Source organism: Nocardia sp. NPDC058244 (genome assembly GCF_042882065.1).
Lineage (GTDB): Bacteria > Actinomycetota > Actinomycetes > Mycobacteriales > Mycobacteriaceae > Nocardia.
In genome coordinates this window covers 128,512-154,854 of sequence record NZ_JBHVWX010000011.1, presented here as the reverse complement: position 1 = coordinate 154,854, position 26,343 = coordinate 128,512, and the positions used below count along the sequence as shown (strand labels likewise).

General features: G+C 69.7%; 24 protein-coding genes. 9 read left to right on the top strand and 15 right to left on the bottom strand.

Annotation, left to right across the window (positions count from 1 at the left end; translation table 11 throughout):
• Positions 1-11 precede the first annotated feature (11 nt).
• Both ACFVW6_RS30730 and ACFVW6_RS30725 read right to left on the bottom strand, forming a co-directional pair.
• On the bottom strand, positions 12-818 hold the full coding sequence (locus ACFVW6_RS30730; protein WP_378832340.1) for an ABC transporter permease: 807 nt from the start codon (positions 816-818) through the stop codon (positions 12-14).
• Positions 815-1,753, bottom strand: a complete 939-nt coding sequence (locus ACFVW6_RS30725; protein WP_378832342.1) for an ATP-binding cassette domain-containing protein — start codon at positions 1,751-1,753, stop codon at positions 815-817. The genes ACFVW6_RS30730 and ACFVW6_RS30725 overlap by 4 nt, the downstream gene beginning before the upstream one ends.
• A gap of 120 nt (positions 1,754-1,873) precedes the next feature.
• Here ACFVW6_RS30725 and ACFVW6_RS30720 point away from each other — a divergent pair, with 120 nt between their 5' ends.
• Both ACFVW6_RS30720 and ACFVW6_RS30715 read left to right on the top strand, forming a co-directional pair.
• Positions 1,874-2,512: a PadR family transcriptional regulator gene (locus ACFVW6_RS30720; RefSeq protein ID WP_378832345.1), complete on the top strand. Its 639-nt coding sequence runs from the start codon at positions 1,874-1,876 to the stop codon at positions 2,510-2,512.
• A 125-nt stretch (positions 2,513-2,637) separates the two neighbouring features.
• Positions 2,638-2,988: a hypothetical protein gene (locus tag ACFVW6_RS30715; RefSeq protein ID WP_378832347.1), complete on the top strand. Its 351-nt coding sequence runs from the start codon at positions 2,638-2,640 to the stop codon at positions 2,986-2,988.
• A 45-nt stretch (positions 2,989-3,033) separates the two neighbouring features.
• On the opposite strand, the gene ligA is transcribed toward ACFVW6_RS30715, so the two are convergent.
• The 6 genes from ligA to ACFVW6_RS30685 all read right to left on the bottom strand — a co-directional run bounded on the left by ligA (position 3,034) and on the right by ACFVW6_RS30685 (position 9,690).
• Positions 3,034-5,130 (bottom strand): NAD-dependent DNA ligase LigA, encoded by a 2,097-nt coding sequence (ligA, locus tag ACFVW6_RS30710; protein WP_378832485.1) that lies wholly within the window; start codon positions 5,128-5,130, stop codon positions 3,034-3,036.
• Between the two features lie 107 nt (positions 5,131-5,237).
• On the bottom strand, positions 5,238-6,230 hold the full coding sequence (locus ACFVW6_RS30705; protein WP_378832487.1) for a methionine synthase: 993 nt from the start codon (positions 6,228-6,230) through the stop codon (positions 5,238-5,240).
• Between the two features lie 204 nt (positions 6,231-6,434).
• A complete protein-coding gene (gene mnmA / locus ACFVW6_RS30700; protein WP_378832350.1) occupies positions 6,435-7,550 on the bottom strand; it encodes a tRNA 2-thiouridine(34) synthase MnmA in 1,116 nt (371 codons plus the stop codon).
• Positions 7,550-8,776 (bottom strand): cysteine desulfurase family protein, encoded by a 1,227-nt coding sequence (locus ACFVW6_RS30695; RefSeq protein WP_355284449.1) that lies wholly within the window; start codon positions 8,774-8,776, stop codon positions 7,550-7,552. Before ACFVW6_RS30695 ends, mnmA begins: the two co-directional genes overlap by 1 nt.
• A 280-nt stretch (positions 8,777-9,056) precedes the next feature.
• The gene (locus tag ACFVW6_RS30690; protein WP_387793453.1) at positions 9,057-9,434 is read right to left on the bottom strand and encodes an SUKH-3 domain-containing protein; all 378 of its coding nucleotides are present in this window, start codon (positions 9,432-9,434) and stop codon (positions 9,057-9,059) included.
• Positions 9,435-9,456: 22 nt separating this feature from the next.
• A complete protein-coding gene (locus ACFVW6_RS30685; protein WP_378832352.1) occupies positions 9,457-9,690 on the bottom strand; it encodes a hypothetical protein in 234 nt (77 codons plus the stop codon).
• 111 nt (positions 9,691-9,801) lie between these two features.
• Here ACFVW6_RS30685 and ACFVW6_RS30680 point away from each other — a divergent pair, with 111 nt between their 5' ends.
• A complete protein-coding gene (locus ACFVW6_RS30680; RefSeq protein WP_378832355.1) occupies positions 9,802-10,242 on the top strand; it encodes a hypothetical protein in 441 nt (146 codons plus the stop codon).
• A 104-nt stretch (positions 10,243-10,346) separates the two neighbouring features.
• Here ACFVW6_RS30680 and ACFVW6_RS30675 read toward each other — a convergent pair whose 3' ends face one another.
• Positions 10,347-10,874, bottom strand: a complete 528-nt coding sequence (locus ACFVW6_RS30675; protein WP_378832357.1) for an AAA family ATPase — start codon at positions 10,872-10,874, stop codon at positions 10,347-10,349.
• 45 nt (positions 10,875-10,919) lie between these two features.
• Here ACFVW6_RS30675 and ACFVW6_RS30670 point away from each other — a divergent pair, with 45 nt between their 5' ends.
• Complete coding sequence (locus ACFVW6_RS30670) at positions 10,920-11,174, top strand: hypothetical protein (protein WP_378832359.1); 255 nt, start codon at positions 10,920-10,922, stop codon at positions 11,172-11,174.
• A 46-nt stretch (positions 11,175-11,220) separates the two neighbouring features.
• On the opposite strand, the gene ACFVW6_RS30665 is transcribed toward ACFVW6_RS30670, so the two are convergent.
• The 4 genes from ACFVW6_RS30665 to ACFVW6_RS30650 form a co-directional block, all read right to left on the bottom strand.
• A complete protein-coding gene (locus ACFVW6_RS30665) occupies positions 11,221-11,655 on the bottom strand; it encodes an ester cyclase (RefSeq protein WP_355284433.1) in 435 nt (144 codons plus the stop codon).
• A 236-nt stretch (positions 11,656-11,891) separates the two neighbouring features.
• Positions 11,892-12,044, bottom strand: coding sequence for a hypothetical protein (locus ACFVW6_RS30660; RefSeq protein WP_378832361.1), 153 nt, complete (start codon positions 12,042-12,044; stop codon positions 11,892-11,894).
• A gap of 70 nt (positions 12,045-12,114) precedes the next feature.
• Entirely contained in the window at positions 12,115-13,956 is a 1,842-nt protein-coding gene (gene asnB / locus ACFVW6_RS30655; protein WP_378832363.1) for an asparagine synthase (glutamine-hydrolyzing), read from the bottom strand.
• A 416-nt stretch (positions 13,957-14,372) separates the two neighbouring features.
• Complete coding sequence (locus tag ACFVW6_RS30650; RefSeq protein ID WP_378832366.1) at positions 14,373-16,028, bottom strand: FAD-binding dehydrogenase; 1,656 nt, start codon at positions 16,026-16,028, stop codon at positions 14,373-14,375.
• A 64-nt stretch (positions 16,029-16,092) separates the two neighbouring features.
• Here ACFVW6_RS30650 and ACFVW6_RS30645 point away from each other — a divergent pair, with 64 nt between their 5' ends.
• The 5 genes from ACFVW6_RS30645 to ACFVW6_RS30625 all read left to right on the top strand — a co-directional run bounded on the left by ACFVW6_RS30645 (position 16,093) and on the right by ACFVW6_RS30625 (position 24,034).
• Complete coding sequence (locus ACFVW6_RS30645) at positions 16,093-16,578, top strand: Lrp/AsnC family transcriptional regulator (protein WP_218719333.1); 486 nt, start codon at positions 16,093-16,095, stop codon at positions 16,576-16,578.
• 197 nt (positions 16,579-16,775) lie between these two features.
• Positions 16,776-20,252 carry an indolepyruvate ferredoxin oxidoreductase family protein gene (locus ACFVW6_RS30640; protein WP_378832370.1) on the top strand — a complete coding sequence of 1,159 codons (3,477 nt, stop codon included), beginning with the start codon at positions 16,776-16,778 and terminating at the stop codon, positions 20,250-20,252.
• Positions 20,253-20,442: 190 nt separating this feature from the next.
• Positions 20,443-21,522, top strand: coding sequence for a Glu/Leu/Phe/Val dehydrogenase dimerization domain-containing protein (locus ACFVW6_RS30635; protein WP_378832372.1), 1,080 nt, complete (start codon positions 20,443-20,445; stop codon positions 21,520-21,522).
• Entirely contained in the window at positions 21,522-23,015 is a 1,494-nt protein-coding gene (locus tag ACFVW6_RS30630) for an amino acid permease (protein WP_357343985.1), read from the top strand. Before ACFVW6_RS30635 ends, ACFVW6_RS30630 begins: the two co-directional genes overlap by 1 nt.
• Positions 23,016-23,182: 167 nt before the next feature.
• A complete protein-coding gene (locus ACFVW6_RS30625) occupies positions 23,183-24,034 on the top strand; it encodes a 3-hydroxybutyryl-CoA dehydrogenase (RefSeq protein ID WP_357343983.1) in 852 nt (283 codons plus the stop codon).
• Here ACFVW6_RS30625 and ACFVW6_RS30620 read toward each other — a convergent pair.
• Together ACFVW6_RS30620 and ACFVW6_RS30615 are read right to left on the bottom strand one after the other, a co-directional pair.
• Positions 24,022-24,816, bottom strand: a complete 795-nt coding sequence (locus ACFVW6_RS30620) for an IclR family transcriptional regulator (protein ID WP_378832376.1) — start codon at positions 24,814-24,816, stop codon at positions 24,022-24,024. The genes ACFVW6_RS30625 and ACFVW6_RS30620 overlap by 13 nt on opposite strands.
• Positions 24,813-26,315: an APC family permease gene (locus ACFVW6_RS30615; RefSeq protein ID WP_378832379.1), complete on the bottom strand. Its 1,503-nt coding sequence runs from the start codon at positions 26,313-26,315 to the stop codon at positions 24,813-24,815. The genes ACFVW6_RS30620 and ACFVW6_RS30615 overlap by 4 nt, the downstream gene beginning before the upstream one ends.
• Positions 26,316-26,343 lie beyond the last annotated feature (28 nt).

Here is a 26,343-nt window from a genome sequence, read left to right as displayed (position 1 = left end):
ACGTCGGAGGGCTAGCGGCTCAGGTCCCGGAACCGCCGCACCGCCAGCGGGAAGAACACCGCGAGCAGGGCGACCGGCCAGACCACGGCGAGCAGTTCCGCGTTGGTCGCGGCCCAGCTGTCACCGGCCGCGACCGGGTTGCCGAACAGGCCGCGCACCGCCGTCGCCGTCGCCGACATGGGATTCCACTCGACGACCGCGCCCAGCCACGACGGCATCGATTCGGGCGCGGCGATGGCATTGGAGAGGAAGGCGATCGGCCAGACCAGGATCTGCACCGCCTGCACCAGTTCCGGTGTGCCCGCGACCATCGCCAGGTAGATGCCGATCCACAGCATCGCGAACCGGAGCAGCAACAGCAGACCGACCGCCCCGAGGAACGCGGCGACGCCGCCGTGCCAGCGCCAGCCGATCGCGTACCCGACCGCGATCAGCACCGTCAGCCCGACCGCCGATTGCAGCATGTCGGCGATGCTGCGGCCGACGAGGACCGTGGCCGAGTTCATCGGCATCGAGCGGAACCGGTCGATGACCCCCTTGTCGAGGTCCTGGGTGACCGCGAGCATTGTCGATTCGAGGCCGAAGGCCATGGTCATCGTCAGCATGCCGGGGACCAGGTAGTCCTCGAAGTCGCCGTCGACGCCCCGGCCGCCACCGATCAGGTAGCTGAACATCACCAGCAGCATCACCGGGAAGACCAGCCCGACGACGACCTGCACGGGCTGGCGCGCCCAGTGCGCCAGCTCGCGCCGGGTCATCGTCCACGAGTCGGCCACCGCCCAGCTCAGCGCCGACGGTGCCGGTTGCGTCGTGCTCATGCCGCGTTCTCCTTCGTCAGGTGCAGGAAGACCTCGTCGAGCGTCGGGCGCCGGACCGCGATGTCCTCGGGCTCGATCCCGTTCGCCGCCAGTGCCCGGACGGTCTCGGTCAGGGCCGCCATCCGGTCGCCGACGGCGGCGCTGACCATCCGCCGGTCCTCGTCCACCACGGTCTCGCCGGGCAGCAGCGACGCCGTGCGCGCCAGGTCGGCGGTGTCGTGCAGGACCACGTCGATGCGGTCGCCGCCCGTCTCGGACTTCAGCTCGTCGGCCGTGCCCGCCGCGATGACCCTGCCGTGGTCGATCACCGAGATCCGGTCGGCCAGCTGATCGGCCTCCTCCAGGTACTGCGTGGTCAGCAGCACGGTGGTGCCGCCGTCCACCAGGGACCGCACCGAATTCCACACCTCCGTGCGCCCCCGGGGATCGAGCCCGGTCGTCGGCTCGTCCAGGAAGAGCACCTCGGGTTCGGCGATGAGCGAGGCCGCGAGGTCGAGCCGTCGCCGCATGCCCCCGCTGTACTGTTTGACGGCCTTCGTCCCGGTATCCCCGAGCCCGAACCGCGCCAGCAGTTCGTCGGCCCGGACACCGGCGCGCCGCGCGCCCAGGTGATAGAGGCGCCCGAACATCTCCAGGTTCTGCCGACCGCTGAGCTCCTCGTCGACCGCCGCGCTCTGACCGAGCAGCCCGATCCGCGCGCGCACCCGATCGGCGTCCGCGCGCACATCGAGACCGGCCACTTCGACGCGCCCAGCGTCGGGACGCAGCAGCGTCGACATGATGCGCACCGCCGTGGTCTTGCCCGCGCCGTTCGGGCCGAGGACCGCGTGGACGGTCCCGGCCCGGACCGTGAGGTCGAGCCCGTCGAGCGCCCGTTCGGCTCCGTAGTTCTTCCGTAGTCCTTCGACGACTATCGCCTGGTCGTGGTTGGTCACTACACCCCTCCGCCACTCAGTGGTCAAACTTGACTAGACGGCCACGGTACGACTCCGGTCTCAATTAGTCAAACTTGAATACTGCTACCTTGGTCACCGGTCATCGGAAGGGAGACAGCCATGTCAGCGATCCGCCTGCTGGTCCTGGGCGCGGTCCGGCAGCACGGTCGGGCACACGGCTATCAGGTGCGCAACGACCTGGAGTTCTGGGGCGCCCACGAGTGGTCCAACGCCAAGCCGGGCTCGATCTATCACGCGCTCAAGCAGATGGCCAAGCAGGGACTGCTCGTCGAGCACGAGGTCGCGCCGAGCACGGTCGGCGGCCCACCGCGGGTCGAGTACGAGATCAACGACAAGGGCACCGCGGAGTACTTCGCGTTGCTCCGCCAGGCCCTGACCTCCTACGACCAGAAGATGGACATGCTCTCGGCGGGAATCGGCTTCATCGTCGACCTCCCCCGCGCCGAGGCCGTCGCCCTGCTCGAACAGCGGATCACCGGCCTCACGCAGTGGCGCTCCTCGGTCACCGAGTACTACGCCCCCGAGCAGGGACCCGCGCAACTCGGCCACATCGGCGAGATCATGAACATGTGGATCCACTCGGCCGACAGCGAAGCCGCCTGGACCCACGGCCTGATCGCGCGCATCCGCGACGGCGCCTACACCTTCGCCGACGAGGGCGACCCCTTCGTCGGTGTCCTCGCCGACGACGAGCCGAACCCCTTCGCGACAGGCCCCCACCCCGAGGATCCCGTCTAGGACAGCGCTCACCCCAGACGGTATCCGTCGTGGCCGGGCGTGTTCGGCGCGGACGCACTAGCATGCTGGGCACCGCGGCCGCCCGGTCGGCGGAGCTGAGTCGACGACGAGGATGGGTGCGCGGGATGGCTGTTCGGATGATGGTTCGCGGAGTTGTCGTCGCGGCGGTGACCGTGGGCGCCGTGGTGCCGGTGGTGCTGAGCGCGCCGAGCGCGGTGGCCGATCCGTGCCCGAACGGGACCGCGCGGGTGTTCCTCGGGAACGAGACGAACTCCTGTCAGGGCGCCGGGTCGGTGTCCTACACCGACGGGCCGGTGTCGAAGGTGTGCTCGATGTCGGGGACGCATGTGGCTGTCGACATCCAAACCAATATCAAGAAGCGGCCGACGCGCCACGTGGAGATCAGCAACGGGCAGTGCTCGAGCTTCGACATGAAGACGCAGATCGGCAACACCGTCACCGTCACCCCGCACTGAGCGAGGCCGGGATCCGCCCGCCCGCGGCGGACCCCGACCGGGCGACTACTCGTCCTCGGTGGCGTCCGGCGCCGGGGTGACCGCGGCGGGTCCGCCCGCCAGCAGTGACCGGAAGCCGTCCTCGTCGAGGATCGGGACGCCGAGTTCCTCGGCCTTGGCCGCCTTCGAGCCGGGCGCATCACCGATCACCACGAACGCCGTCTTCTTCGACACCGAGCCCGCCGCCTTGCCGCCGCGCACCAGGATCGCTTCCTTCGCGCCGTCGCGGGTGAAGGTCTGCAACGAGCCGGTGACGACGATGGACAGGCCCTCGAGCGTGCGCTCGATGGAGTCGTCGCGTTCGTCTTCCATGCGCACGCCCGCCAGGCGCCACTTGTCGACGATGGCGCGATGCCAGTCGACGGTGAACCACTCGACGACGGCCGCCGCGATGGTGGGACCGACGCCGTCGGTGGCCGCGAGCTCGTCACCGGTCGCCGCTTCGATGCGATCCAGACTCGCGAATTCGGACGCCAGCGCGCGAGCGGCGGTCGGACCGACGTGCCGGATCGACAGGCCGACGAGCACCCGCCACAGCGGAGTGTCCTTGGCGGCGTTCAGGTTCTCCAGCAGGCGCGCGCCGTTGGCCGACAGCGCACCGTCCTGCTTCGTGAACAGCGGGACGCCGAGCAGCGCCTGCTCGTCGAGCGCGAACAGGTCGCCCTCGTCGGTGATGGCGCCCGAGGTGAGCAGCGCGTTGGCGGCCTCGTAGCCGAGGGCTTCGATGTCGAAGGCGCCGCGGCCTGCCAGGTGGAACACACGTTCGCGCAGCTGGGCCGGGCAGTGCCGCTGGTTGGGGCAGCGGATGTCGGCGTCGCCCTCCTTGGCAGGCGCCAGTTCGGTGCCGCATTCGGGACAGTGCGTCGGCATCACGAACTCGCGTTCGTCGCCGGTGCGGGCGTCGACGACCGGGCCGAGGACCTCGGGGATCACGTCGCCCGCCTTGCGGATGGTGACGGTGTCGCCGATCAGCACGCCCTTGCGCTTCACCTCGGAGGCGTTGTGCAGGGTGGCCATGGCGACGGTCGAGCCGGCGATGGAGACCGGCGCCATCACCGCGAACGGGGTGACCCGGCCGGTGCGCCCGACGTTCACCTCGATATTGAGCAGCGTCGTCGTCGCCTCTTCCGGCGGGTACTTGTAGGCGATGGCCCAGCGCGGGGCCCGCGAGGTGGAACCGAGGCGGCGCTGCAACGCCAGCTCGTCGATCTTGATCACCTGGCCGTCGATCTCGTGCTCGATGTCGTGGCGGTGTTCGCCCCAGTAGGCGACCCGCTCGATGACGGCATCGATGCCCTTGACCAGCCGGGTGTGCTCGGAGACCGGCAGGCCCCAGGCGGTCAGCGCCTGGTAGGCCTCGTGCTGGGACTCCGGGCGGTAGCCCTCGATCCGGCCGAAACCGTGACAGATCATCCGCAGCCTGCGCTGGGCGGTGATCGCCGGGTTCTTCTGGCGCAGCGAACCGGCCGCGGTATTGCGCGGATTCGCGTACGGCGGTTTGCCTTCGGCGACGATCTGGGCGTTGAGGGTCTCGAAGTCCGCGAGCCGGAAGTAGACCTCGCCGCGCACTTCCAGCAGGTCGGGGATCGGGAAGTCCGCGCTCGGGGTGAGTTCGGCGGGGATGTCTTCGATGGTGCGCGCGTTGAGGGTGACGTCCTCGCCGGTGCGGCCGTCGCCGCGGGTCGCGCCGCGCACCAGTCTGCCGTTCTCGTACACCAGGTTCAGCGCGACGCCGTCGATCTTGACCTCGCACAGATAGTGCAGGTCCGGCCCGGTCTCGGCCTCCACCCGGCTCGCCCAGGCACGCAGTTCGTCGTAGTCGAACACGTTGTCCAGCGACAGCATTCGTTCGAGATGGTCGACGGCGGTGAAGTCGGTGGCGAAGCCGCCGCCGACGAGCTGGGTCGGCGAATCCGGCGTCCGCAAGTCGGGATGGGCGTCCTCGAGCGCCTGCAATCGCCGCAGCAGGGTGTCGAACTCACCGTCGGTGATGATCGGCGCGTCGCGCACGTAGTAGCGGAACTGGTGCTCGCGCACCTCGTCCGCCAGCTGCTGCCACTGCACCCGCTGCTCGGGGCTCGCGCCCACCGGCTCGGCACCCACGGAAACCACGCTGTCGCTGTCACTCACCTGTCGAACACTAGTCGAGCCCACCGACACTTCCGGCCACCGTTACCGCACGTCGCGGGGGCATTCCGGGATGATCTCCGTCAGTCGAGCGAGATCGACTCCGGCTCCTCGGCGAACGCGCGGGCGACCTCGCCGGTGAGGGTGATGGCCTTGCGCGCCCAGGGCAGCGGTGCGCCGGCCAGGCCGCAGGCGGGGGTGACCAGAATCTGCTCGGCGAGGACACTGCGGGGGAAGCCGAGGCGATCGATCAGGCGGACGCCGGGTTCGGCGACGGTGCGCCAGGTGGGCGGCGTGGCGGGCGGCGCGGTGGGGGTCAGGCCGAGCGCGATCTTCTTGCCGGAGTCGAGGATCTCGCCGAGGGCGTCCAGGTCGGCGGTGGTGAGCGTGGCCGCGTCGAAGGAGATCGCGGTGGCAGCGCTGCGGCCCAGGGTGGTGAGGGCGGGGCGGGTGGCGCAGGTGTGCAGCAGGACCGGCGCGGGCTGGGCGGTGATCACCGTGTCGAGGACGTGCAGGGCCTCGGGTTCGGGCAGCGCGCGGATGGTGTTGAGAATGCTCGGACCCTGGAGCGAGCCGTCGAGCACTGTGGTGAGCCGGGGCTCGTCCAGCTGGACGACCACCTGGGCCCCGAGCCGCCGGGCGACCTCGGCGGCATGCCGGGCCAGCCCTTCGGCAAGGGACTCCGAAAGATCGCGCACCGCACCGGAATCGGTGAGGATCCGGTGCCCGCCGGGCAGCTCGACCTCGGCGGCGAGGGTCAGCGGGCCCGCGGACTGGATCTTCACCACGCGGCCCGTGCCCGCCAGACCCGCTGTCTCCCAGGCCTCTTCGATGGCGTCGAGGTCTTCGTTCAGCAGGTCCCTGGCCCGGCGCGACACCGCGCCGGGCCGGGCGCCCAACCGGTAGCCGCGGGTGGTGGAATCGAAGCGCAGGTCGACGAGCAGCGCCGAGACCCGGCCGATCATGTCCGCGCCGACGCCGCGATCGGGCAGCTCGACCAGGTGCGGGAGATCGGGGAGTTCGCCGATGATCGTCGCGGCCGCCTCGCGCGGATCGGTGCCCGGCCACGAGCCGATACCCGTCGCGGTGCCACCGGCGAGCGGGACGACCGGCTCCGGTGCGGCCGTCTCCTGCGAGTTCTCGCTGCGCCACAATGTCACGCGCCCAACACCTTTCGATTCATCGAACGCCAGTCGCGCCGGTCACCATCCTGCCCCGTACCACGGCGGCTGCCTCGGTCGGCCCCGTGTGGCTCCCGTCCCGGCGCGGGCACGAGCCGATCAGGCCGAAGCGTCGGCCGCGTCCGCCGGAACCCCGGCGCGGTCGGTGCCGTTGATGGTGCCGCTGCCGACCACGGTGTCCCCGCCCTCGGCATCGGGAAGGTAGAGCACGATCGCCTGGCCCTTGGCGACACCGGTGAGCGGTTCGCGCAGGCTCGCGACGAACCCGTCGCCCTCGGGGGTGACGACGGCGGACGCGGTGCCGCCGTGCGCGCGCACCTGCACGACGCACTCGACCGGCCCGTCCGGGCGCTCGCCGGAGGTCCAGATGGCGCGATCGGCGGTGACGACGTCGACCTGGAGGTCCTCGATCGAACCGACGCTGACCGTCCCGGAATCGGGGTCGATGCCGGTGACGTAGCGGGGCTTGCCGTCGGCGGCGGTGTGCGTCAGGCCCAGGCCCTTGCGCTGGCCGACGGTGAAGCCATGCACGCCCTCGTGCTCACCGAGCACGGTGCCGTCGGAGTCGACGAGCGCGCCGGGCCGGATGCCGATCTTGGCGCCGAGGAAGGCCCTGGTGTCGCCGGAGGGGATGAAGCAGATGTCGTGGCTGTCGGGCTTGTTCGCCACGGCCAGGCCGCGCTCGGCGGCTTCCTCGCGGATCCGCGGCTTCGGGGTGTCACCGACCGGGAACATCGCGCGCGACAGCTGCTCGGCGGTGAGGACCGCGAGCACGTAGGACTGGTCCTTGTCGGCGTCGACCGCGCGGCGCAGCACGCCGTCGTCGAGCCGGGCGTAGTGGCCGGTGACGACGGCGTCGAAGCCCAGGGCCCGCGCGCGGTCGGCCAGGGCCGAGAACTTGATCTTCTCGTTGCAGCGCAAGCACGGGTTGGGGGTCTCGCCGGCGGCGTAGGCGGCGACGAAGTCGTCGATCACGTCCTCTTTGAAGCGGTCGGCGAAGTCCCACACGTAGAACGGGATGCCGAGCACGTCGGCCGCGCGGCGCGCGTCACCGGCGTCCTCCTTGGAGCAGCAACCGCGCGATCCGGTGCGCAGCGTGCCCGGCGTCGCGGACAGCGCCAGGTGCACCCCGACCACCTCGTGACCGGCGTCCACGGCCCGCGCCGCGGCCACCGCCGAATCGACACCACCACTCATCGCGGCGAGTACTCGCATCAGGCACCTCCTCTAGCGCCGGCCAGGCCCGCGGCCCTGGCCCGTTCGATGACCTGCGGCAGAACGGTCAACAATGTCTCGATATCGGCCCCGGTCGACGTGTGACCCAGCGAGAACCGCAGCGAACTGCGGGCCTGCCAGGGCTCGACACCCATCGCGATCAGCACATGACTCGGCGAGGCCACGCCCGCGTTGCAGGCCGACCCGGTCGAGCATTCGACGCCCGCGGCGTCGAGCAGCATGAGCAGCGAGTCACCCTCGCAGCCGGGGAAGGTGAAGTGGGCATTGCCGGGCAGACGGCGTTCGCCGCGCGGCCCGTTGAGGACCGCCTCGGGTGCCACCTCCCGCACGCCCGCGATCAGCTGTTCGCGCAGTCCGCGCAGGTGCTCGGCCCGCGCGGGCAGCTCGCCGGTCGCGTCGCGCAGCGCCGCGGCCAGGCCGACCGCCGCGGCCACGTCGGAGGTGCCCGAGCGCAGGTCACGCTCGTGTCCGCCGCCGTGCACCAGCGGCACACAGGGCACCTGCCTGCCGAGCAGCAGCACGCCGATGCCGTGCGGGCCGCCCGCCTTGTGCCCGGCGACGCTGAGCGCGGCCAGCCCGCTCGCGCCGAAATCGACGGGGACCTGGGTCACCGCCTGGATCGCGTCGCTGTGCATCGGGATGCCGAATTCCCCGGCGACCGCCGCCAGTTCGGTGATCGGCTGGATCGTGCCGACCTCGTTGTTCGCCCACATGACGCTGACCAGCGCGACCTCGTCGGCGTGCGCGGCGAGCACCTCGCGCAGCGCCTGCGGCGACACCACACCCTCGGCGTCCACCGGCAGCCAGCTGACCTGGGCGCCCTCGTGCTTCTCCAGCCACTCGACCGCGTCGAGCACCGCGTGATGCTCGACCGCGCTGGTGACGATCCTGGTGCGCCGCGGATCGCCCGCCCTGCGCCCCCAGAAGATGCCCTTGAGGGCCAGATTGTCGCTCTCGGTCCCCCCGGAGGTGAAGATCACCTCCGACGGCCGGGCACCCAGCTCGGCCGCGATCGCCTCGCGCGCCTCCTCCAGCGCCCGCCGCGCCGCCCGCCCCGATCCATGCAGTGACGAGGCATTACCCACCGTCGTCAGCGCAGCCGTCATCGCCTCGACGGCGGCGGGCAGCATCGGAGTGGTGGCCGCGTGGTCGAGGTAGACCGTGTTGGGCGCACCGTTGACCGGACCCGTATAAGCCGACTTCATGACCGACAAAGCCTATACCACCGCTGACCTGGGCATCTTCGGGGTCCACCCCTGCTCTCTACGATTTCTACGATTCACCCGGGTTCCTCAACGCGCGCATCACCTCGCCGTATTCCCGGACCGGCGACGAAGGGGCCGGTGAGCGGGTCCAGCCGGCCGATTTCACCGCCCGCCGAGAGACCGATCGAGACGTTGTGAACCTCCCGTCCACATCGGGTCGCGCGGATCACGCCGACACCTCGCGGCCGGTCCGTATGTCCCGAGCGCCACAAGCGCCCGATCATCGAATCACCCACTCCCCCAGCACTATCGGCCGAATTCCCTCCTTCATCATCGAGAACATCGCGCTGACATCGTCCGCGTAGCGATAGACCGACGAATCGAACCCCGCGTAGAACCTTCCATCGCTCCCCGAGTACAGCGTCAGATGAAAGCTGTCCACCCCGATCGGGACCAGATCGGCACCGGCCACCTCCGCACATCGCCGGGCCACGTCCGCGTCGCGGGCGGTGCCGACGACGGAGGGATCGAAGGACGTCCAGCTCCGGACCAGCTCCCCGGCGATGACCAGGGCCGGACCGTGGTCGATCCGGAGCCCGATATACCCCCGCAAGAAGCTCCTCCCCGCCTCGTGACAGGCGAAGCCGACCCGCTCCAGGTCCCCGATGACGGCCTCCGCGTCAGCCCGCGGTGAACTCGCGGCCGATGACTTCCCCCGCCGGAATATCGCAGTCGTGGCCGATCACGGTCGCCGACAGGACCAGCGGGGCCGCAGACGTGTGCCACGGCGTGACACAGTGCGCGTCGTCGCCCACCGTGAGCAACACCCACAACGGAACCCGGCCGTCCGGCAATACCTGATAGTCGTCTCCGGTGCCGGACGAGTCGAAGTCGATCGAGTACTCATCGCTCATGGGTTCCATTCCTGCCAGATAATCGGTCACGGTGCACCCGTCGGGATCGAACTGTCACGGGTCACCGAAATCTGGTCAGCGCGAATGTCTCTTCCATGGGATCGTGACGCCATGACAGAGCAGTACATGTCGGCGGAATCCGAAGGTCCGCACAGCCTCTGGGCGCAGTGGCGCAAGGGCGCCGCAGTCGTCGTGGTCGGTCTCTACCTGGCCGCGACGGTCCGATTGATCGTGAGCGGGAATTGGAACGACCTCGCGGCGGAGAAACTGTTCGGTCTGACCGGCGTGATCGCCGCGCTGCTCTGGCTCGTCGCCGTGGCGGCTACCGAGTCAGCGCCAGGCGCGCCGGGCACCACGCAGAAGCGATGGACGACAAGCAGGATCGTGGCCGCGAGCGTTGTCGCCGCCCTTGTAGTCGGCGGAGCTTTTCGGATGATCCTCACCCGCGATCTCGGCGACCCGATCGCTGGACTACTCAACCAAACAGCGGTGATCAGCGTGGCGCTGCTGTTCCTTCTCGGCGGGCTTCCCGTCCATCGACCGCGGAACTGAACTCCGGGCGCCGGTTCCCGGTACCAGTTGTTCGATGTCGAGTCGCGGTCGATGTGGGGGCGGCGGTCGGAGTCGACAGAACGGCCGTATCGGGCTGCGCGGCGCTATCGGATCGTGGCGGCGATTGATTCAACTCGATCAGGCAGCGGGACGGTCAGCTCGATTATCGGGATATCCGCTAGGAGGTGCAGTGGGTCGGTGTAGGCGAGCTCGAGGAGGGTGTCGTTGACCGTGCGGCGGAGGCCGGGCATTTCCGCCGGGGGCAGGAGTCGGTCGGCGTCGGGGGTTATGGGCACGATGATCAGGAGATCCAGTGTGGCCAAGGCGATTTCGAGTGCGGCGGTGTCGGTGGTGAATTCGATGTCGAGGCCCGTCGCTGACAGGTAGGCCAGGAAGTCCAAGGGGGTGCGGTCGAAGACGGAACCGTCGGGCTCGGTGGTCAGGAGGTGGATCGAGCGGGTCAGTTGGGCTCGGTAGTCGGCGTGTGATGGTGGGTATTCGAAGTCGTGGCCGTCTTCCTCGAGGAGGACGTACGGTTCTTCGATCGGGGTGAGTTCGGTGAAGCGGGAACACAGTTCGTGAACCAGTGTCGTCTTGCCGGTTCCGTGTGGGCCGGACACCCCGATACGCATTCCACTCCTTCGATTCGATTCCCTGATGCGGAATAATGCGATCGTATGGGCTTCACGGAGCGCAATGTCGCTTCGGGCAATGCCGAGGTGGCGCTGGTCGTCGACGACCTGGTCTCGCTCGACCCGTTCATCGCGCGGTGCGTGCGCGTCTACGGTCATGCCGAACCGCCCGTCGAGCGGACGGGCATCGTGGGTCCGGGGTACTACCTGCGCATCACCCCGACAGAGTCCTGGAGCTGGAATCTGGCCGGTGAGCCCGCCGGTGATCAGTGGTACGACACCCGGCACGCTCGGCACTGACGAACCGGCGGGCGCGGAAACAACGCGCCCGCCCGGTCGAAGACTGTCAGGTTGTCGCGGAGTGCGCCGCCTGGACGACGCCGAGTTGCTGCATCATGCCGAGCGTGTCCCAGCACGCCCAGCTCTCGACGATCTTGCCGTCCCGGAAGCGATTGATCGTAATTCCCTGAACGACTGCCGATTTCCCGGTGGCCTGCATGCCCATCATCTCGCCGTCATTGTGCCCGGTTCCCGTCCATCGGGTGGTGACGAAGTCGCCCTCGGCGATCTGCTCGTTGACCAGGAAACGTTGATCCGAGAACGCGGCGAGGTACATCTGCGCGAGTCGTTTGAGGCCGTCGGGCCCGTGGACCTCGGCGAACGGGTTCTGGGGATCGTGGTTGAGGGCGTCGTCGGCGATCACCTCGTCGAAGACATCGAGGTCTCTCGCGTTCCACGCGTCGAAGAGGCGCTTGGCCGCCGCCTTGTTCTGCTCTGACATGGCGTTTCCTATCCAGTAGATGCGCCGAACCAGCGATGGGGCTCGTAGTCGCTACGGGAGGCATTCGCCGCGCCCGGCGTTCAGCATGATGTGACGAGCCGACAGCGAAGCCGCCGGGGAATCCAGTCGTCACAACCCGATACGAGGACGTGCCATCACGGAGGATGCCCGCCCGAATCTTCCCGGCGAGCATTTGGCCACCCGCCGGCCGGAAATCGTGAAGCCGCACTACGCAATCATTGTGCGCCCATTTCCTCCGCAGGGTAAGGGGCGACCATGGACTGGACGAAGGCCCGCACGGCGGGGGCGGATTCGGCCACGGCTGCGATCACCGCTTGCCCCGAACCGACCGCTTTGAGCTGGTCGTCCCAGGTACTGGTGGTGTCCATGACTAGTTACGAAACTATCAGTTTCGATGAAGCGGTGGGGCTCCCGACCTCCGGCGAGCGTGATCGCGGGTCAGCTCAGCGGACTCATGTCGACGTCGTACTCCTTGATCCAGGCGTTGGCGCGCAGGATGCTCTCGGTGCGGAGCCGGGCCCATGAGCCGCTGGCGGGGTCGGTGCCGTCGACGATCGCGGTGGCCGCGTCGATGTTCAGGAACTCGCGGATCGGCTCGTCGGCGCCGGTCAGCACCTCGTTGAGGCCCTTGCGCAGCATGTCGTCGTAGCCGGTGTCCAGGGTGGCCGGGAAGACGGACTTCGGGCGGTTGCGCACCGCGTCGGGCAGCAGGTCGCCCGCGGCGGCGCGCAGCAGCCACTTGCTCTCGCCGGGGCGCTGCTTCATCGACCACGGCACGTTGAAGACGTAGTCGATCAGGCGGTGGTCGCAGAACGGGACGCGGACCTCGAGGCCGACCGCCATGCTCATGCGGTCCTTGCGGTCGAGCAGCGGGCGCATGAAGCGGGTGAGGTCGAGGTAGTTGGCCGCGCGCATCCGCGCGTCCAGCGGCGATTCACCGTCCAGGCGGGGCGCTTCGGCGATGCCCTGCGCGTACATGGCGCCGATGCGCTCGAACAGGCCGGTGCGCGCCACGACACCACCGTCGAACAGGCTGAACGTCGACGGTGTGCCCTGCAGCAGCTGGAACGACATCCACGGGTAGATCGGCACGTCGAGGACCTTCTCGTCGTGCAGCCAGGGATAGCCGCCGAACACCTCGTCGGCACCCTCCCCGGAGATCGCCACCGTGCAGCGCTCCCGCACCGCCTGGAACAGCAGATACAGCGAGACGTCCATGTCGCCCAGGTGGTTCGGCAGGTCCCAGGCCGTCAGCACCCGGCGGCGCACCTCGGGGTCGCACAGCGCGGCGGTCGCCACATCGATGCCTTCGTGCCGGCAGCCGACGTAGTCGACCACCTCGCGGATGAAGGGCGCGTCTTCGGTCGCGCGCAGGATGTCGGCCGAGGTCTCGAAGAAGTCGGCGTGCCCGACGAAATCGATGGAGAACGACCGCACCACATCGGCCGCGGTGTTCGAGCGGGTCGCCAGCGCGGTCAGCAGGCTCGAGTCGATGCCGCCGGAGAGCAGCGTGCCGATCGGCACGTCGGACACCAGCTGACGCTCGACGATGTCGGCCAGCAGCGCGCGCACCGTCTCCACCGTGGTGTCGAGGTCGTCCTCGTGCGGGCGCGCGGTCAGCTGGTAGTAGCGAGTGCGCTCGATCCCCGACCTGCCGACCCGCAGGAATTCACCCGGCTGCAATTCCAGCAGACCGTCGAACGGGGTGTGCCCGGCCACATTCGCCTGCAGGACAAGGAAATTGGCGAAGCCGTCGAGGTCGACCTTCCGCTTCGCCGCCGGGTTCGCGAGAATCGCCTTCGGCTCGGAGCCGAACAGGATGCCGTCGGCGGTCGGGTAGTAGTAGACGGGTTTGACGCCCACCCGGTCCCGCACGAGCAGCAGTTCCTCGCTGCGTCCGTCCCAGAGGGCGAACCCGAACATGCCGTTGAACCGCTCGACGCACGCGACGCCCCACTCGAGGTAGGCGCGCAGCACCACCTCGGTGTCGCTCTTGGTGGTGAACCGGTGACCGGCGCCTTCCAATTCCCGCCGCAATTCGCGGAAATTGTAGATCTCGCCGCTGTAGGTCAACGCGACATCATCGCGGACCATCGGCTGAACGCCGCCTTCGATATCGATGACCGACAAGCGACGGTGGCCGAGGGCGGCGTGCCGGGAAATCCATACGCCACCGGCGTCCGGTCCGCGCCAGCGCATCGTCTCGGTCATGCGCTCCACTACCGGGCGTTGCGTTTCGAGATCACTCGCGAAATCGACCCATCCGACAATTCCACACATTGTTCTTCAACCTCCGAGAATAAAACCGAGCGATGCGGCGAATAGGCGCGTGGCGATACACGGCAGGTCACCGGCCGGACGCGCGACGCCGGGCAGCGAGGAACGAAACCGGTTGGCCACCAGACTGATCGAGCCCTCGATGCCGTGCCGGAATAGTTAGCTGTGCCACCTATCGAGTTCGTCGTGAGCTACGTCGAAATCGCGCCGAACGTACGCTTGCGCAACCAAAAGAATTTCCCGATTCAGCGGGACGACGAGCGCGGACTCCAGTGTTCTTTCCCCCTCGCCTCAAAAGTCCGCAGCCCAAAATATGCGCTCGATCTCCGTGCGTCAAGATCCACGTCTCGACCCCCATCGAGGAATCACCCGATGACCACGGACACTGGCGCACAAGACTATTGCGCGGCGGGCGGTCCTCACACCCGGGCGGCGACCGCCCGGCCCGCGGCCCGTCCGGAGAAGATGCACCCACCCAGGAAGGTGCCTTCCAGCGCGCGGTAGCCGTGCACCCCGCCGCCGCCGAAGCCCGCGACCTCACCGGCGGCGTACAAGCCGTCGACCGCCGCGCCGTCCCGGCCCCGCACCCGCGACGACAGGTCGGTTTCCAAGCCGCCCAGCGTCTTCCGGGTGAGCAGGTGCAGGCGGACGGCGATCAGCGGGCCCGCCGCGGGATCGAGCAGCCGGTGCGGCGCGGCCACCCGGATGATCTTGTCGGGACGGTAGGCACGGGCCGCGCGGATCGCCGCGAGCTGGAGATCCTTGCCGAAGGGGTTGTCGAGTTCACGGTCTCGCGAGGTCACCTCGCGCCGCACGCTCGCGACATCGAGCACATCGTCACCGGCGAGTTCGTTCATCCGGCGGACCAGGTCGTCGAGTCCGTCCTCGACGACGAAATCGACGCCCTTACGCTTGAACGCCTCGACCGGTCCGGGGGCACCCTTCTTCACCCGTTCCAGCAGCAGCCGGATGTTGCGGCCGGTCAGGTCGGGGTTCTGCTCCTGACCGGAGAGCGCGAACTCCTTCTCGATGATCCGCTGATCCAGGACCAGCCAGGTGTAGTCGAAACCGGTGCGATTGATGTATTGCATCGAGCCGAGCGTGTCGAAGCCGGGGAACAGCGGGGGCGGCAGCCGGGTGCCGGTCGCGTCCAGCCAGAGCGAGGACGGTCCGGGCGCGACGCGGATGCCGTGATTCGGCCAGACCGGGTCGTAGTTGACGATGCCCTCGGTGTAGTGCCACATGCGGTCGCGGTTGATCACGCTCGCGCCGACGCGCTCGGAGATCTCCAGCATCCGCCCGTCCACGTGCGCGGGCACCCCGGCCAGCATGTGCTCGGGCACGCGCCCCGCGCCCGTCGGCCAGTTCCGGCGGATCAGCTCCGGGTTGTGCCCGATGCCGCCGGAGGTGACGATCACGGCCTGCGCGCCGAACTCGAACTCCCCCACCGCCTTCCGGGACGACGCGACACCGCGCGCCGCGTCGGAGGGTTCGAGGACGGTGCCACGCACCCCGGTGACCGCGCCGCCGGTGACGACGAGTTCGTCGACCTGATGGCGGAACGCGAAGGTCACCAGACCCCGGTCCACGCCGTCGCGCACCCGGGACTCGATGATCTCGACGATCCGGGGCCCGGTGCCCCAGGTGACGTGGAAACGCGGCACCGAATTGCCGGGCCCGTCGGCGCCGTAGCCGCCCCGTTCGGCCCAGGCGACGATCGGGAACGACTTCCAGCCGCGGTCGGCCAGCCAGCCGCGCATTTCGCCGGCGGCGAATTCGACATAGGCCCGCGCCCACTCCCGCGGCCATCGATCCTCGCGCTCGCGGTCGAATCCGGCATTGCCCAGCCAGTCCTGCCAGGCCAGGTCGTAGGAGTCCTTGATCCCGACCCTGCGCTGCTCCGGACTGTTCACCAGGAACAGTCCGCCGAAGGACCAGAATGCCTGTCCGCCGACATTTCCGGCGTTCTCCTGCTCGACGATGAGCACCCGCTTACCCGCATCGACCAGCTCCGCCGTGGCGACCAATCCGGCGAGTCCGGCTCCGACGACGATGACGTCAGCAGATTCGGCCATCATCAACGGTAACCCCGCGCCCCGACCCCGGGGAAGCACGCGGACCGCCGTGCCACAATGCGGCATGACCATCAAGTTCGACGCACTCGATGCCGCCTTGCTGGCCGAACTGGCCGCGGACCCGCGGGCGCCGATCCTCGAATTGGCCCAGCGGCTCGGGATCGCCCGCAATACGGTGCAGGCACGCATGAAGCGGCTCGAGTCCTCGGGCGCGGTGCGGGGCTATCCGCCCGATATCGATGTGCAGGCGATCGGCTTCGCCGTGCACGCCTTCCTCGGGGTCGAACTCGATCAGAACAAGATGGACCCGATCATCGAGACGCTGCGCGGCTTCCCGCACGTGCTCGAGGTGCACGCCACCACCGGGCGCGCCGATCTGCTGGTCCGGATCGCGGCGCGGTCACAGCAGGATCTGCTGGAGATCATCCAGCGGGTGCACGCCATCGACGGCGTGAACCACACCGAGACCATGCTCGCGCTGGCCACGCCGATCGGTTACCGGAGCCTGCCGCTGGTCGATCATCTGACCCACCGGCCGAATCAGCCGTGATGTGACGCAGGTCTCTCCACTCGAGCAGATTGGCACATCCACCCCAGTGGCCCAGATCACTTTTGAGCAGACTGATCAACTTTTCGACTGACTGTTGACACCCCTCACCCCTCCACGGCACATTTCGCTGCACCGATTGCAAGTTCCTTCGTTGCGCAGCTCACGATCTGGGTTGTGGAAAGTGTGGTGAGGCGTCCATGACCACCGTCGTCTGTCCGACCGCCGCGCCGCAGGCCGAGCCTGCCGCGCCCTACGACCTCGCCGATCGCTATCGCTCCGGAGCCGGGCCGGTGCTGCTCACGGGCGTCCAGGCCATCGCGCGGCTGCTCGTGGAACAGCATGTGCGCGACCTGCGCGCGGGGCACCGGGTCGCGACGTTCGTCTCGGGGTATCAGGGCAGCCCGCTGGGCGGGGTGGACAAGATGCTGCTCGGCATGCCGGAGGTGCGCGCCGAGCACGACATCACCTTCGTCCCCGGGTTCAACGAGGAACTGGCCGCCACCGCGGTCTGGGGCAGCCAGGCCGACCTGCCCGCCGGGCGGCCGACCCACGACGGCGTGGTCGGCGTCTGGTACGGCAAGGGGCCCGGCGTCGACCGCGCCACCGACGCGATCCGGCACGCCAACATGTACGGCGTGAACGCGCGCGGCGGCGTGCTGCTGCTGGTGGGCGACGATCCGGCGTCGAAGTCGTCGACCGTGCCCGCGGTGAGCGAGCGCTCGCTGGCCGCCATGGGTGTACCGGTGCTGTTCCCGCGCAATGCCGAGGAGATCATCACCCTGGGCATGCGGGGCATCGCCCTGTCGCGGGCCTCGGGCTGTGTGGTGGCGCTGAAGATCGTGGCCGATGTCGCCGACGGTGCCTGGACCGTCGACGCGAGCGTGGCCGATCTCGCCGTCACGGTGCCTGAACTGCAGTGGGAGGGCAGGCCGTTCGTCTACCGGCAGCGGCCGATGGCGGCGCCCTCGGACAGCGTGCTGGCCGAGGCGGATCTCTACGGTCCGCGCTGGGCGATGGTGCAGGCGTACTCGGCGGCCAACGCGCTCGACGTCGTCGAGGTGGATCCGGCCGGGGCGAAGGTCGGTATCGCGGCCACCGGAACCACGTTCGACGCGGTCCGCCAGGCCCTGCTCGATCTGGGCGTCGACGAGGCGGCCATGCACCGGGCCGGTATCCGATTGCTGCGCATCGGCATGCCGTACCCCGTCGGCGCGGCCGCGGTCACCGAGTTCGCGCGGGGTCTCGACGAGGTCGTGGTGGTCGAGGACAAGACCGCGTTCATCGAGACCCAGATCCGCGAGATCCTCTACGGCACCCCGGACGCGCCCCGCGTCCTCGGCAAGCACGACGAGCGCGGCGCGCGGCTGATGCCGGTGGACGGCGAACTCACCGCGGGCCGGCTGCTCGCCCCGCTGCGCCGGGTGCTGCGCGGCCGGGTGGAGCTGAAACGGGCGGCGCCACCGGCACTTCCGCTCGAGGTCCTGTCTGCCAAGCGGACGCCCTACTTCTGCAGCGGCTGCCCGCACAACCGCTCCACCGCGCTGCCCGACGGCTCGATCGGCGGCGGTGGCATCGGCTGCCACACGCTGGTGACCCTGTCCGGGCGCGCCGACAGCGCGGTCACCGGGCTGACCCAGATGGGCGGCGAAGGCAGCCAGTGGATCGGGCAGGCGCCGTTCACCGACGTGCCGCACCTGTTCCAGAACATCGGCGACGGCACCTTCTTCCACTCCGGGCAGCTGGCCGTGCAGGCGTGTGTCGCGGCCGGGGTGAACATCACCTACAAGCTGCTCTACAACGAAGTCGTCGCGATGACCGGCGCCCAGGACGCGGAGGGCATGCTCACCGTCGCGCAGCTGACCCACAAGCTCACCACCGAGGGCGTGCGGCAGATCATCATCTGCGCCGACGAGCCGCGCCGCCATCGCAAGCGCTCGCTCGCCAAGGGCACGCTGCTGTGGCACCGCGACCGGCTCGACGAGGCCCAGCGAACGCTGCGCGAGATCGAGGGCGTCACCGTGCTCATCTACGACCAGCACTGCGCCGCCGACGCGCGCAGGCAGCGCAAGCGCGGCACGCTGCCGGTCCGCAACACCCGGGTGGTCATCAACGAGGCGGTCTGCGAGGGCTGCGGCGACTGCGGCACCAAGTCGAACTGCCTGTCGGTGCAGCCGGTCGACACCGAGTTCGGACGCAAGACCCGCATCGATCAGACCTCGTGCAATACCGATTACAGCTGCCTCGACGGCGACTGCCCGTCGTTCGTCACCGTGGAGACGGTGCCGGACACGAAGCGAAAGACCAAGCGCCGCAAGGCGACCGAACCGCCCGCGGTCGCCGACCCCGGACTGGGCGCACCGCAGCGCACCCAGAACGTGCTGATCGCCGGCATCGGCGGCACCGGCATCGTGACGGTGAACCAGGTGCTGGCCACCGCCGCCCTGCGGGCCGGGTACGAGGTGGAGAGCCTGGACCAGATCGGGATGAGCCAGAAGGCCGGTCCGGTGGTCTCGCACCTGCGGTTCTCCGGCACGGAGCTGGAACCGGCCAACCGGCTCACCCCGGGCAGCGCGGACTGCCTGCTCGCCGTCGACCTGCTCACCGCCACCGAAGCGCGGTACCTGCAGTACGGCGACGTGGCCCGCACGGTGGCCGTGGCCTCGACCAGCCAGACCCCGACCGGCGACATGGTCTACGACAAGTCGGTGGCCTACCCCGCCACCGAGACGCTGCTGGATCGGATCGCCGCGGTGTCGCACTCGACGCACCACTTCGACGCCCTCGCCGCGGCGCAGACCCTGTTCGGCACCACCGCGGCGGCCAACTTCCTGATCGTCGGCGCGGCCGTGCAGTCCGGTGGGCTGCGGCTGCCGGTGGCGGCGATCGAGGAGTCCATCGGGATCAACGGGGTTGCGGTGGACGCCAATATCGCGGCCTTCCGGTGGGGGCGGGTCGCCGTCGCCGATCCGGCCGCGTTCGCCGCGGCGGTCGATGAGGGGCAGCCGCAGCGCACTCCCCCACGGGTGCCGCTGGAACTGCTGGCGCACACCGACTTCGACGGCGAGGTGCGGCGGCTAATGGAGCTGCGCGCGGCGAACCTGATCGGCTACCAGAACGCCGAGGTGGCCCGGCGCTACATCGAGACCGTCGAACTCGCCTGGGCGGCGGAGCGCAAGATCACCGACCGCACCGACTTCAGCGAGGCGGTGGCGCGCGGGCTCTACAAGTTCACCGCCTACAAGGACGAGTACGAGGTGGCCCGGCTGCTGGTCGACCCGGCATTCCTGGACGAGGTGCGGGCCCAGGTCCCCGGTGGCGAGAAGCTCACCTACAAGCTGCATCCGCCGGTCCTGCGGGCCATGGGCAGGCGCAAGAAGATCGGTCTCGCGCCGAAATCCCATGTGGCGCTGAAGGTGCTGGCCAAGGGCAAGTTCCTGCGCGGCACCAAGCTCGACCCCTTCGGCTACGCGCACGTCCGCAAGGTCGAGCGGGAACTGCTGGCCCACTACACCGCCATGGTGGGGCGGCTGGCCGAGGAGCTGCGCCCGGAGAACTACGACACCGCCATCGCGGCCGCCGCCCTGCCCGACGTGGTGCGCGGCTACGAGGACATCAAGCTCGCCAATGTCGAGCTGTACCGGACCGGACTGCGCGAGCTCGGCATCGAGTACTGACGAAACACCCTGCGGCGCCGCCACTTCGGTGGCACCGCGACACCCGTCGCGCGTGACGGTGCCGATCACACCGCCACGCGCCCAGCGCATCACGACACCGTGGTGCACCCCACCGCCGCACACCCGCGGCACCACAACACCGTCGCACCCGGCACAACCCGTGGTGCGCGGCCATCGAAAGGAATCGACAGTGACCGTTGCGCACACCGAAGCGGGAGTCTTCGGCCGATCGCACGAGTTGAGCGCCCGCGCCCACGAGCAGGTGGTGTTCTGCGAGGACGACAGGTCGGGGCTGAAGGCGATCATCGCCATCCACTCGACCGCGCTCGGCCCGGCCCTGGGCGGCACCCGCTTCTACCCCTACGCCGACGAATCCGCGGCGTTGCAGGACGTGCTGCGGCTGTCGTGGGGCATGACCTACAAGGCCGCGGCGGCCGGCGTCGACCTCGGCGGCGGCAAGGCGGTGATCATCGGCGATCCGGCGACCATGAAGAGCACGGAGCTGCTCACCGCCTACGCCCGCTTCGTGGAAACCCTGGGCGGCCGCTACATCACCGCGGGCGACGTGGGCACGAACACCGACGACCTCGATGTCATCGGCAGGCACACCCGCTACGTCACCGGCCGCAGCGTCGCCGCGGGCGGCAGCGGGGACAGCGCCCGGCTGACCGCGCTCGGCGTCTTCCACGCCATGCGCGCCGGTGCCGAGTCCGTCTGGGGCGCACCGACACTGGCCGGTCGCACGGTCGGTGTCGAGGGCGTCGGCAAGGTGGGCCGCGAGCTCACCGCGCTGCTGCTGGCCGACGGCGCCGAGGTCTGCGTCACCGACGTGAACGAGGCCGCGCTGCGGCGCATCGCCGACGAACAGCCCGCGGTACGGCTGCTGTCGACGGTGGCCACCGCGCCGGTCGATGTGTACGCCCCGTGCGCGATGGGCGCCACGCTCACCGCGGCGAGCGCGCCGACGATCGAGGCCAAGCTGATCTGCGGCGCGGCCAACAACCAGCTCGCCACCCCCGACGTAGAACAGGCGCTGACCGACCGCGGCATCACCTGGGTGCCCGATTTCGTGGCCAACGGTGGCGGGCTCATCCAGGTGGCGGGCGAGTTGCGCGCCGCCGCCCCGGCCGAGGTCGAGGCCGAGGTCGCCGACATCTACCCGCGCTGCCGCGAGATCATCGCCGCCGCGCTGGCGGAGGGGATCGGGACCGGCGCCGCCGCCAACCGGTTCGCCGAACGCCGCCTCGACGCCATCCCCCGGTCGCTCTGATGACGATCACGAGCGGCCTGTTCCGCACCAAGTCCGTCGAACAGTCGATCAAGGACACCGACGATCCGGACGCCAAGCTGCGCAAGGATCTGACGGCGAAGGACCTGACCATCTTCGGTGTCGCGGTGGTGATCGGCGCGGGCATCTTCACCCTGACCGCGCGCACCGCGGGCACGGTGGCGGGCCCCGCGGTCTCGCTCGCCTTCGTGTTCGCGGCGGTCGCCTGCGGGCTGACGGCGCTGTGTTACGCCGAGTTCGCCTCGACCGTGCCGGTCGCCGGGAGCGCCTACACCTTCGCCTACGCCACCTTCGGTGAGGTCATCGCCTGGATCATCGGCTGGGATCTGATCCTGGAGTTCGCGCTGGCGGTCGCGGTGGTCGCCAAGGGGTGGTCGCAGTATCTGGGCAATGTGCTCGGGTCCTCGGCGCCGGTGGTGCAGATCGGCTCGCTGCACTTCGACTGGGGCGCCGTGCTGATCATCGCGGTGGTCGGTGTGCTGCTGGCCACCGGGACCAAGCTGTCCTCGCGGGTGTCGGCCATCGCCGTCGCGATCAAGCTGGGCGTGATCGCGCTGGTGCTGGTGGTCGGCGCGACCTACTTCAAGCCCTCGAACCTGACCCCGTACATCCCGCCGTCGGCGCCGTCGGAGAAGGCCGAGGGACTGCGGCAGTCGCTGTTCGCCTTCCTCACCGGTTCCGGTGGCACCAGCTACGGCTGGTACGGCCTGCTCGCCGCGGCCAGCCTGGTGTTCTTCGCCTTCATCGGCTTCGACGTGGTCGCCACCACCGCCGAGGAGACCCGCAACCCGCAGCGCGACATCCCGCGCGGCATCCTGGGCTCGCTCGCGATCGTGACGGTGCTCTACATCGCCGTCTCGCTGATCCTGACCGGCATGGTGCCCTACACCGCGCTGGCCGACGGCAACGCGACCCTCGCGACGGCCTTCGCCATCCACGGCGCGACCTGGGTGAAGAACATCATCGCGATCGGCGCGCTGGCCGGTCTGTCGACGGTGGTGATGGTGATGTTCCTCGGCCAGACCCGGGTGCTGTTCGCCATGGCACGCGACGGTCTGCTGCCCCGCGGCCTCGCGCAGACCGGGAAGAAGGGCACGCCCGTCCGGTTGACCGTGATCGTCGGCGTGGTCTGCGCGCTGCTGGCCGGATTCGTCGACTTCGGCACGCTGGAGGAGATGGTCAACATCGGCACCCTGGTGGCCTTCGTGCTGGTGTCGGTCGGCGTGGTGGTGCTGCGCCGGACCCGTCCCGACCTGCCGCGCGGCTTCCGGGTCCCGTTCGTCCCGGTGGTTCCCATCCTCGGCGCGCTGGCGTGCGTGTGGCTGATGGTGAACCTCTCGATCGAGACGTGGCTGCGCTTCGTGATCTGGATGGCCCTCGGTGTCGTGGTCTACTTCGCCTACGGCCGTCGGCACTCGGTCCTCGGTCGCGGGCGGCGGGAACCGGCCGAGCCGGAGCTGACGCCGGTCCGATAGCCGAAACCCACTGGGCCGCCACCGCTCGAGCATCGAGCCGGTGGCGGCCTGGTCGGCGTCCGTGACCCGGTTGGCCAGCGCTTTCGACAGCCTGTGGCACTCAGTGCCAGCTCGGGGTGAAATAATCCCCGGGACAGCCAGGGCAATGCGATGTTGGGAGTTCTGCAGTGGAGTTGATCGGAGTGATCGGTGGCGGCACCATGGGTGCCGGCATCGCGGAGGTATGTGCCAAGGCGGGCAGCCAGGTGCTCGTGCTCGAGACCAAGCCGGAGTTCGCCGAGGCGGCCGAGCAGCGGATCGCGAGCTCGATCAGCCGGGGCGTGTCCCGCGGCAAGATCACCCAGGAGGAGGCCGACGCGGCGATCGCGCGCGTGCGGGTCACCCTGGACATCGACGAGTTCGCCGACCGCGACCTGGTGATCGAGGCGGCGCCGGAGATCGAGTCGGTGAAGGCCGACATCTTCAGCAAGCTCGACAAGATCGTCAAGCCCGAGGGCATCCTCGCCACCAACACCTCCTCGATTCCGGTGATCAAGGTGGCGGGCGCCACCGAGCGGCCCGAGCGCGTCGTGGGCGTGCACTTCTTCAACCCGGTGCCGGTGATGCCGCTGGTCGAGATCATCTCGACCCTGGTGACCGCGCCGGAGGCGGCCGCGGCCGTCACCGACTACGCCAAGAACACCCTGGGCAAGATGACCGTGCAGGCCGGTGACCGCTCCGGCTTCATCGTCAACGCGCTGCTCATCCCCTACCTGTGCTCGGCGATCCGGATGCTCGAGACCGGCTACGCCACCGCCGAGGACATCGACGCGGCCATGAAGGGCGGCTGCGGCTACCCGATGGGTCCGCTGACCCTGCTCGACACCGTCGGCCTCGACATCGCCCTGGCCGCCTCGGAGTCGCTGTACGCCGAGTTCGCCGAGCCGCACCTCGCCCCGCCCGCGCTGCTGCGCCGGATGGTCGACGCGGGCCGCCTCGGCCGCAAGTCCGGCCGCGGGTTCTACGACTACGCGAAGTGATCGCATCCCGCGGGAGTCGCCCCGGCGGCTCCCGCGGGGTGTGCGGGCCGGACCAGCACCCGCTGGGCCGACGCGGCGAGCAGGTCGATGAGGTCGCGGTCGTGCACCGGTAGCCGCCCGGTCGTGCCGATCGCCGCCAGCGCGCCCGCGACGGTGCCGTCGGCCGCGCGCACCGGCACCGCGACCGCGCTGCGGCCGACCCGGCATTCGTTCACCTCGGTGGCGACAGCCCGCGCGCCGACCCGCCGCAGTTCCGCGGCGAGCTCGGCCGGGGAGGTGATGGTGAAGGTCGTCACCCGGCGTAGCGGTCCCTCGGCGAGCTCGGGATGCTGTGCCATCAGCACCTTGCCGATCGCGGACGCGTGCGGATGCCGGACCAGGACCTTCTCCCCGCTCAGCTCGTGATCGGGGTCCCTGTCGATCATCCGGATCCGGCGGCCGGTGAACGCGGCGAGGTGGATGCCGAAGCGCACCTGGGCGCGCAGTTCGGCGAGCACCCGATGGTGGTCGTCCGCGGGTTCGGCTGCGGCACCGGCCAGTTCGCGGGTGCGGCGGCCGAGCGCGAAGCCCGAGAGGTCCTCGATGCGCACCAGATAGCCGTCGGCGACGAGCAGATTCAGCAATCGGTAGGCCGTCGCCGGGGCGATCCCGGTCTGCGTGGCGATCTCCTTCGCGGTAGCCCCCGAGCCCAGCCGGGCCACCGCTTCGAGCAGCGCGAGCGCCTTCTGGACCGCGCGCGGCTCGTGTCCGCTCGGGCCGTCCCGGCGGGTCGCCGCCGTCACGGTGCGCCACGGTCGGCCCGCGGCACCCCGACCAGGGCCATCGCGCCGCGGGCATTGACGGCGAACACCCCGGCGCCCGGCAGCACGTCGACCGATTCGGGACTGTCGAAAACCCCGATGGCGGTGAGACTTCGGGGGTGGGTCAGCCGGAGATAGCGGTACCAGCACGCGCCGATCGCCAGGACGACGACGATCAGCGCGGGCGCGGCGACGACACCGTGCCGCGCGTCGGAGAACGTCAGGTACACGAGCACGACGGCGAGTACCGAGCTCGCGCCCCACCCCGCGCAGCGGTCCAGTCGGCTCAGTTCGTCGATGCGGCCCAGGAACAGCACCGCGGCCACCGCGACCAGGATGTAGGACAGCGCGAGCGCGGTCCGGACGACCGTCTTCACCGACGGCGGCACCCCGTCCAGCGCCACGAACAGCAGGCCGACGACCGTGACCGTGCCGATGATCGCGAGCAACGCGACGTGCGGGGTCCGCAGCCGCGCGCCCACCCGCCCGAACACCCGCGGCAGCACACCCTCCACGCTCATCGAATAGACCAGCCGCGACGCGGCATTCGACGACGCCATCGACGAACCGAGCCACGAACAGGTGAGCCCCGCGTCGAGCAGGATCACCACGAGCAGGCTCGATCCCCCGGCTGTCCCGTGCAGATACGCGTTGACCACCGCTCCCGCGTGCCCGGACCAGGCCGCCCAGGACGCGAAGATGAACAGCGCGCCGCACAGGATCGGCGTCCACAGCACGGTGCGGGTCACCGTCACCAGCGGACGCCGGGTCTCCGGCGCGAAGAACGTCGCGCTCTCGAATCCGGCCAGCGCGAACAACGCCGACAGCGCGATCGCCAGCACCGCAGGCACATTCGGCGCGTCCGGGATGACCGGCACCGCGGGCCCCGACACCAGCATCAGGCCGATGATGAAGCTCAGCGAGCACGCCTCGACCGCCAGGATCGCGATCGCCGCGAACCGCACACCGCGCACCAGCACGGCGCCGATCAGGACCGCGATGCCGAGGTAGACCGCGCCGATCCCCCAGCCGCGCACGTTGATTCCGAGCTGCGCGGCCAGCGCCAGCACGGTCTGCGAGCCGTGGTACATCGTCAGCGCGGCGCTGCCCAGGTATTTGACGAGCATGCCGACACCGCAGGTGAGCGCCGCGCGTGGCCCGGCGCCGTGACTGACGAAGGTGTAGAGCCCGCCCGCCGCGGACAGCCGCCGCGTGAATTGCGCCAGGCAGTGCGCGATCAGGGTGACGACAACGGTCGCGACGACGATGGTGACCAGCCCTGGCAGCAGCGCGTTGTGGGTGAGCATGGTGACCGGCAGCAGCACCATCGAGGCGGCGGGCGCGGTCGTGGCCACCGACTGCCCGAGCAGCGCGACCCCCGAGAGCTGCCTGCGCCCCAGCGCGCGCAACGGCGACACCGCGGGCCGCTCGGGTTCGTCCGCCGCGAACGACCTCGCGACCGCGTCGGCCAGAGCAGTCACCACACACCTCCCACGCCGGCGGCGCGTG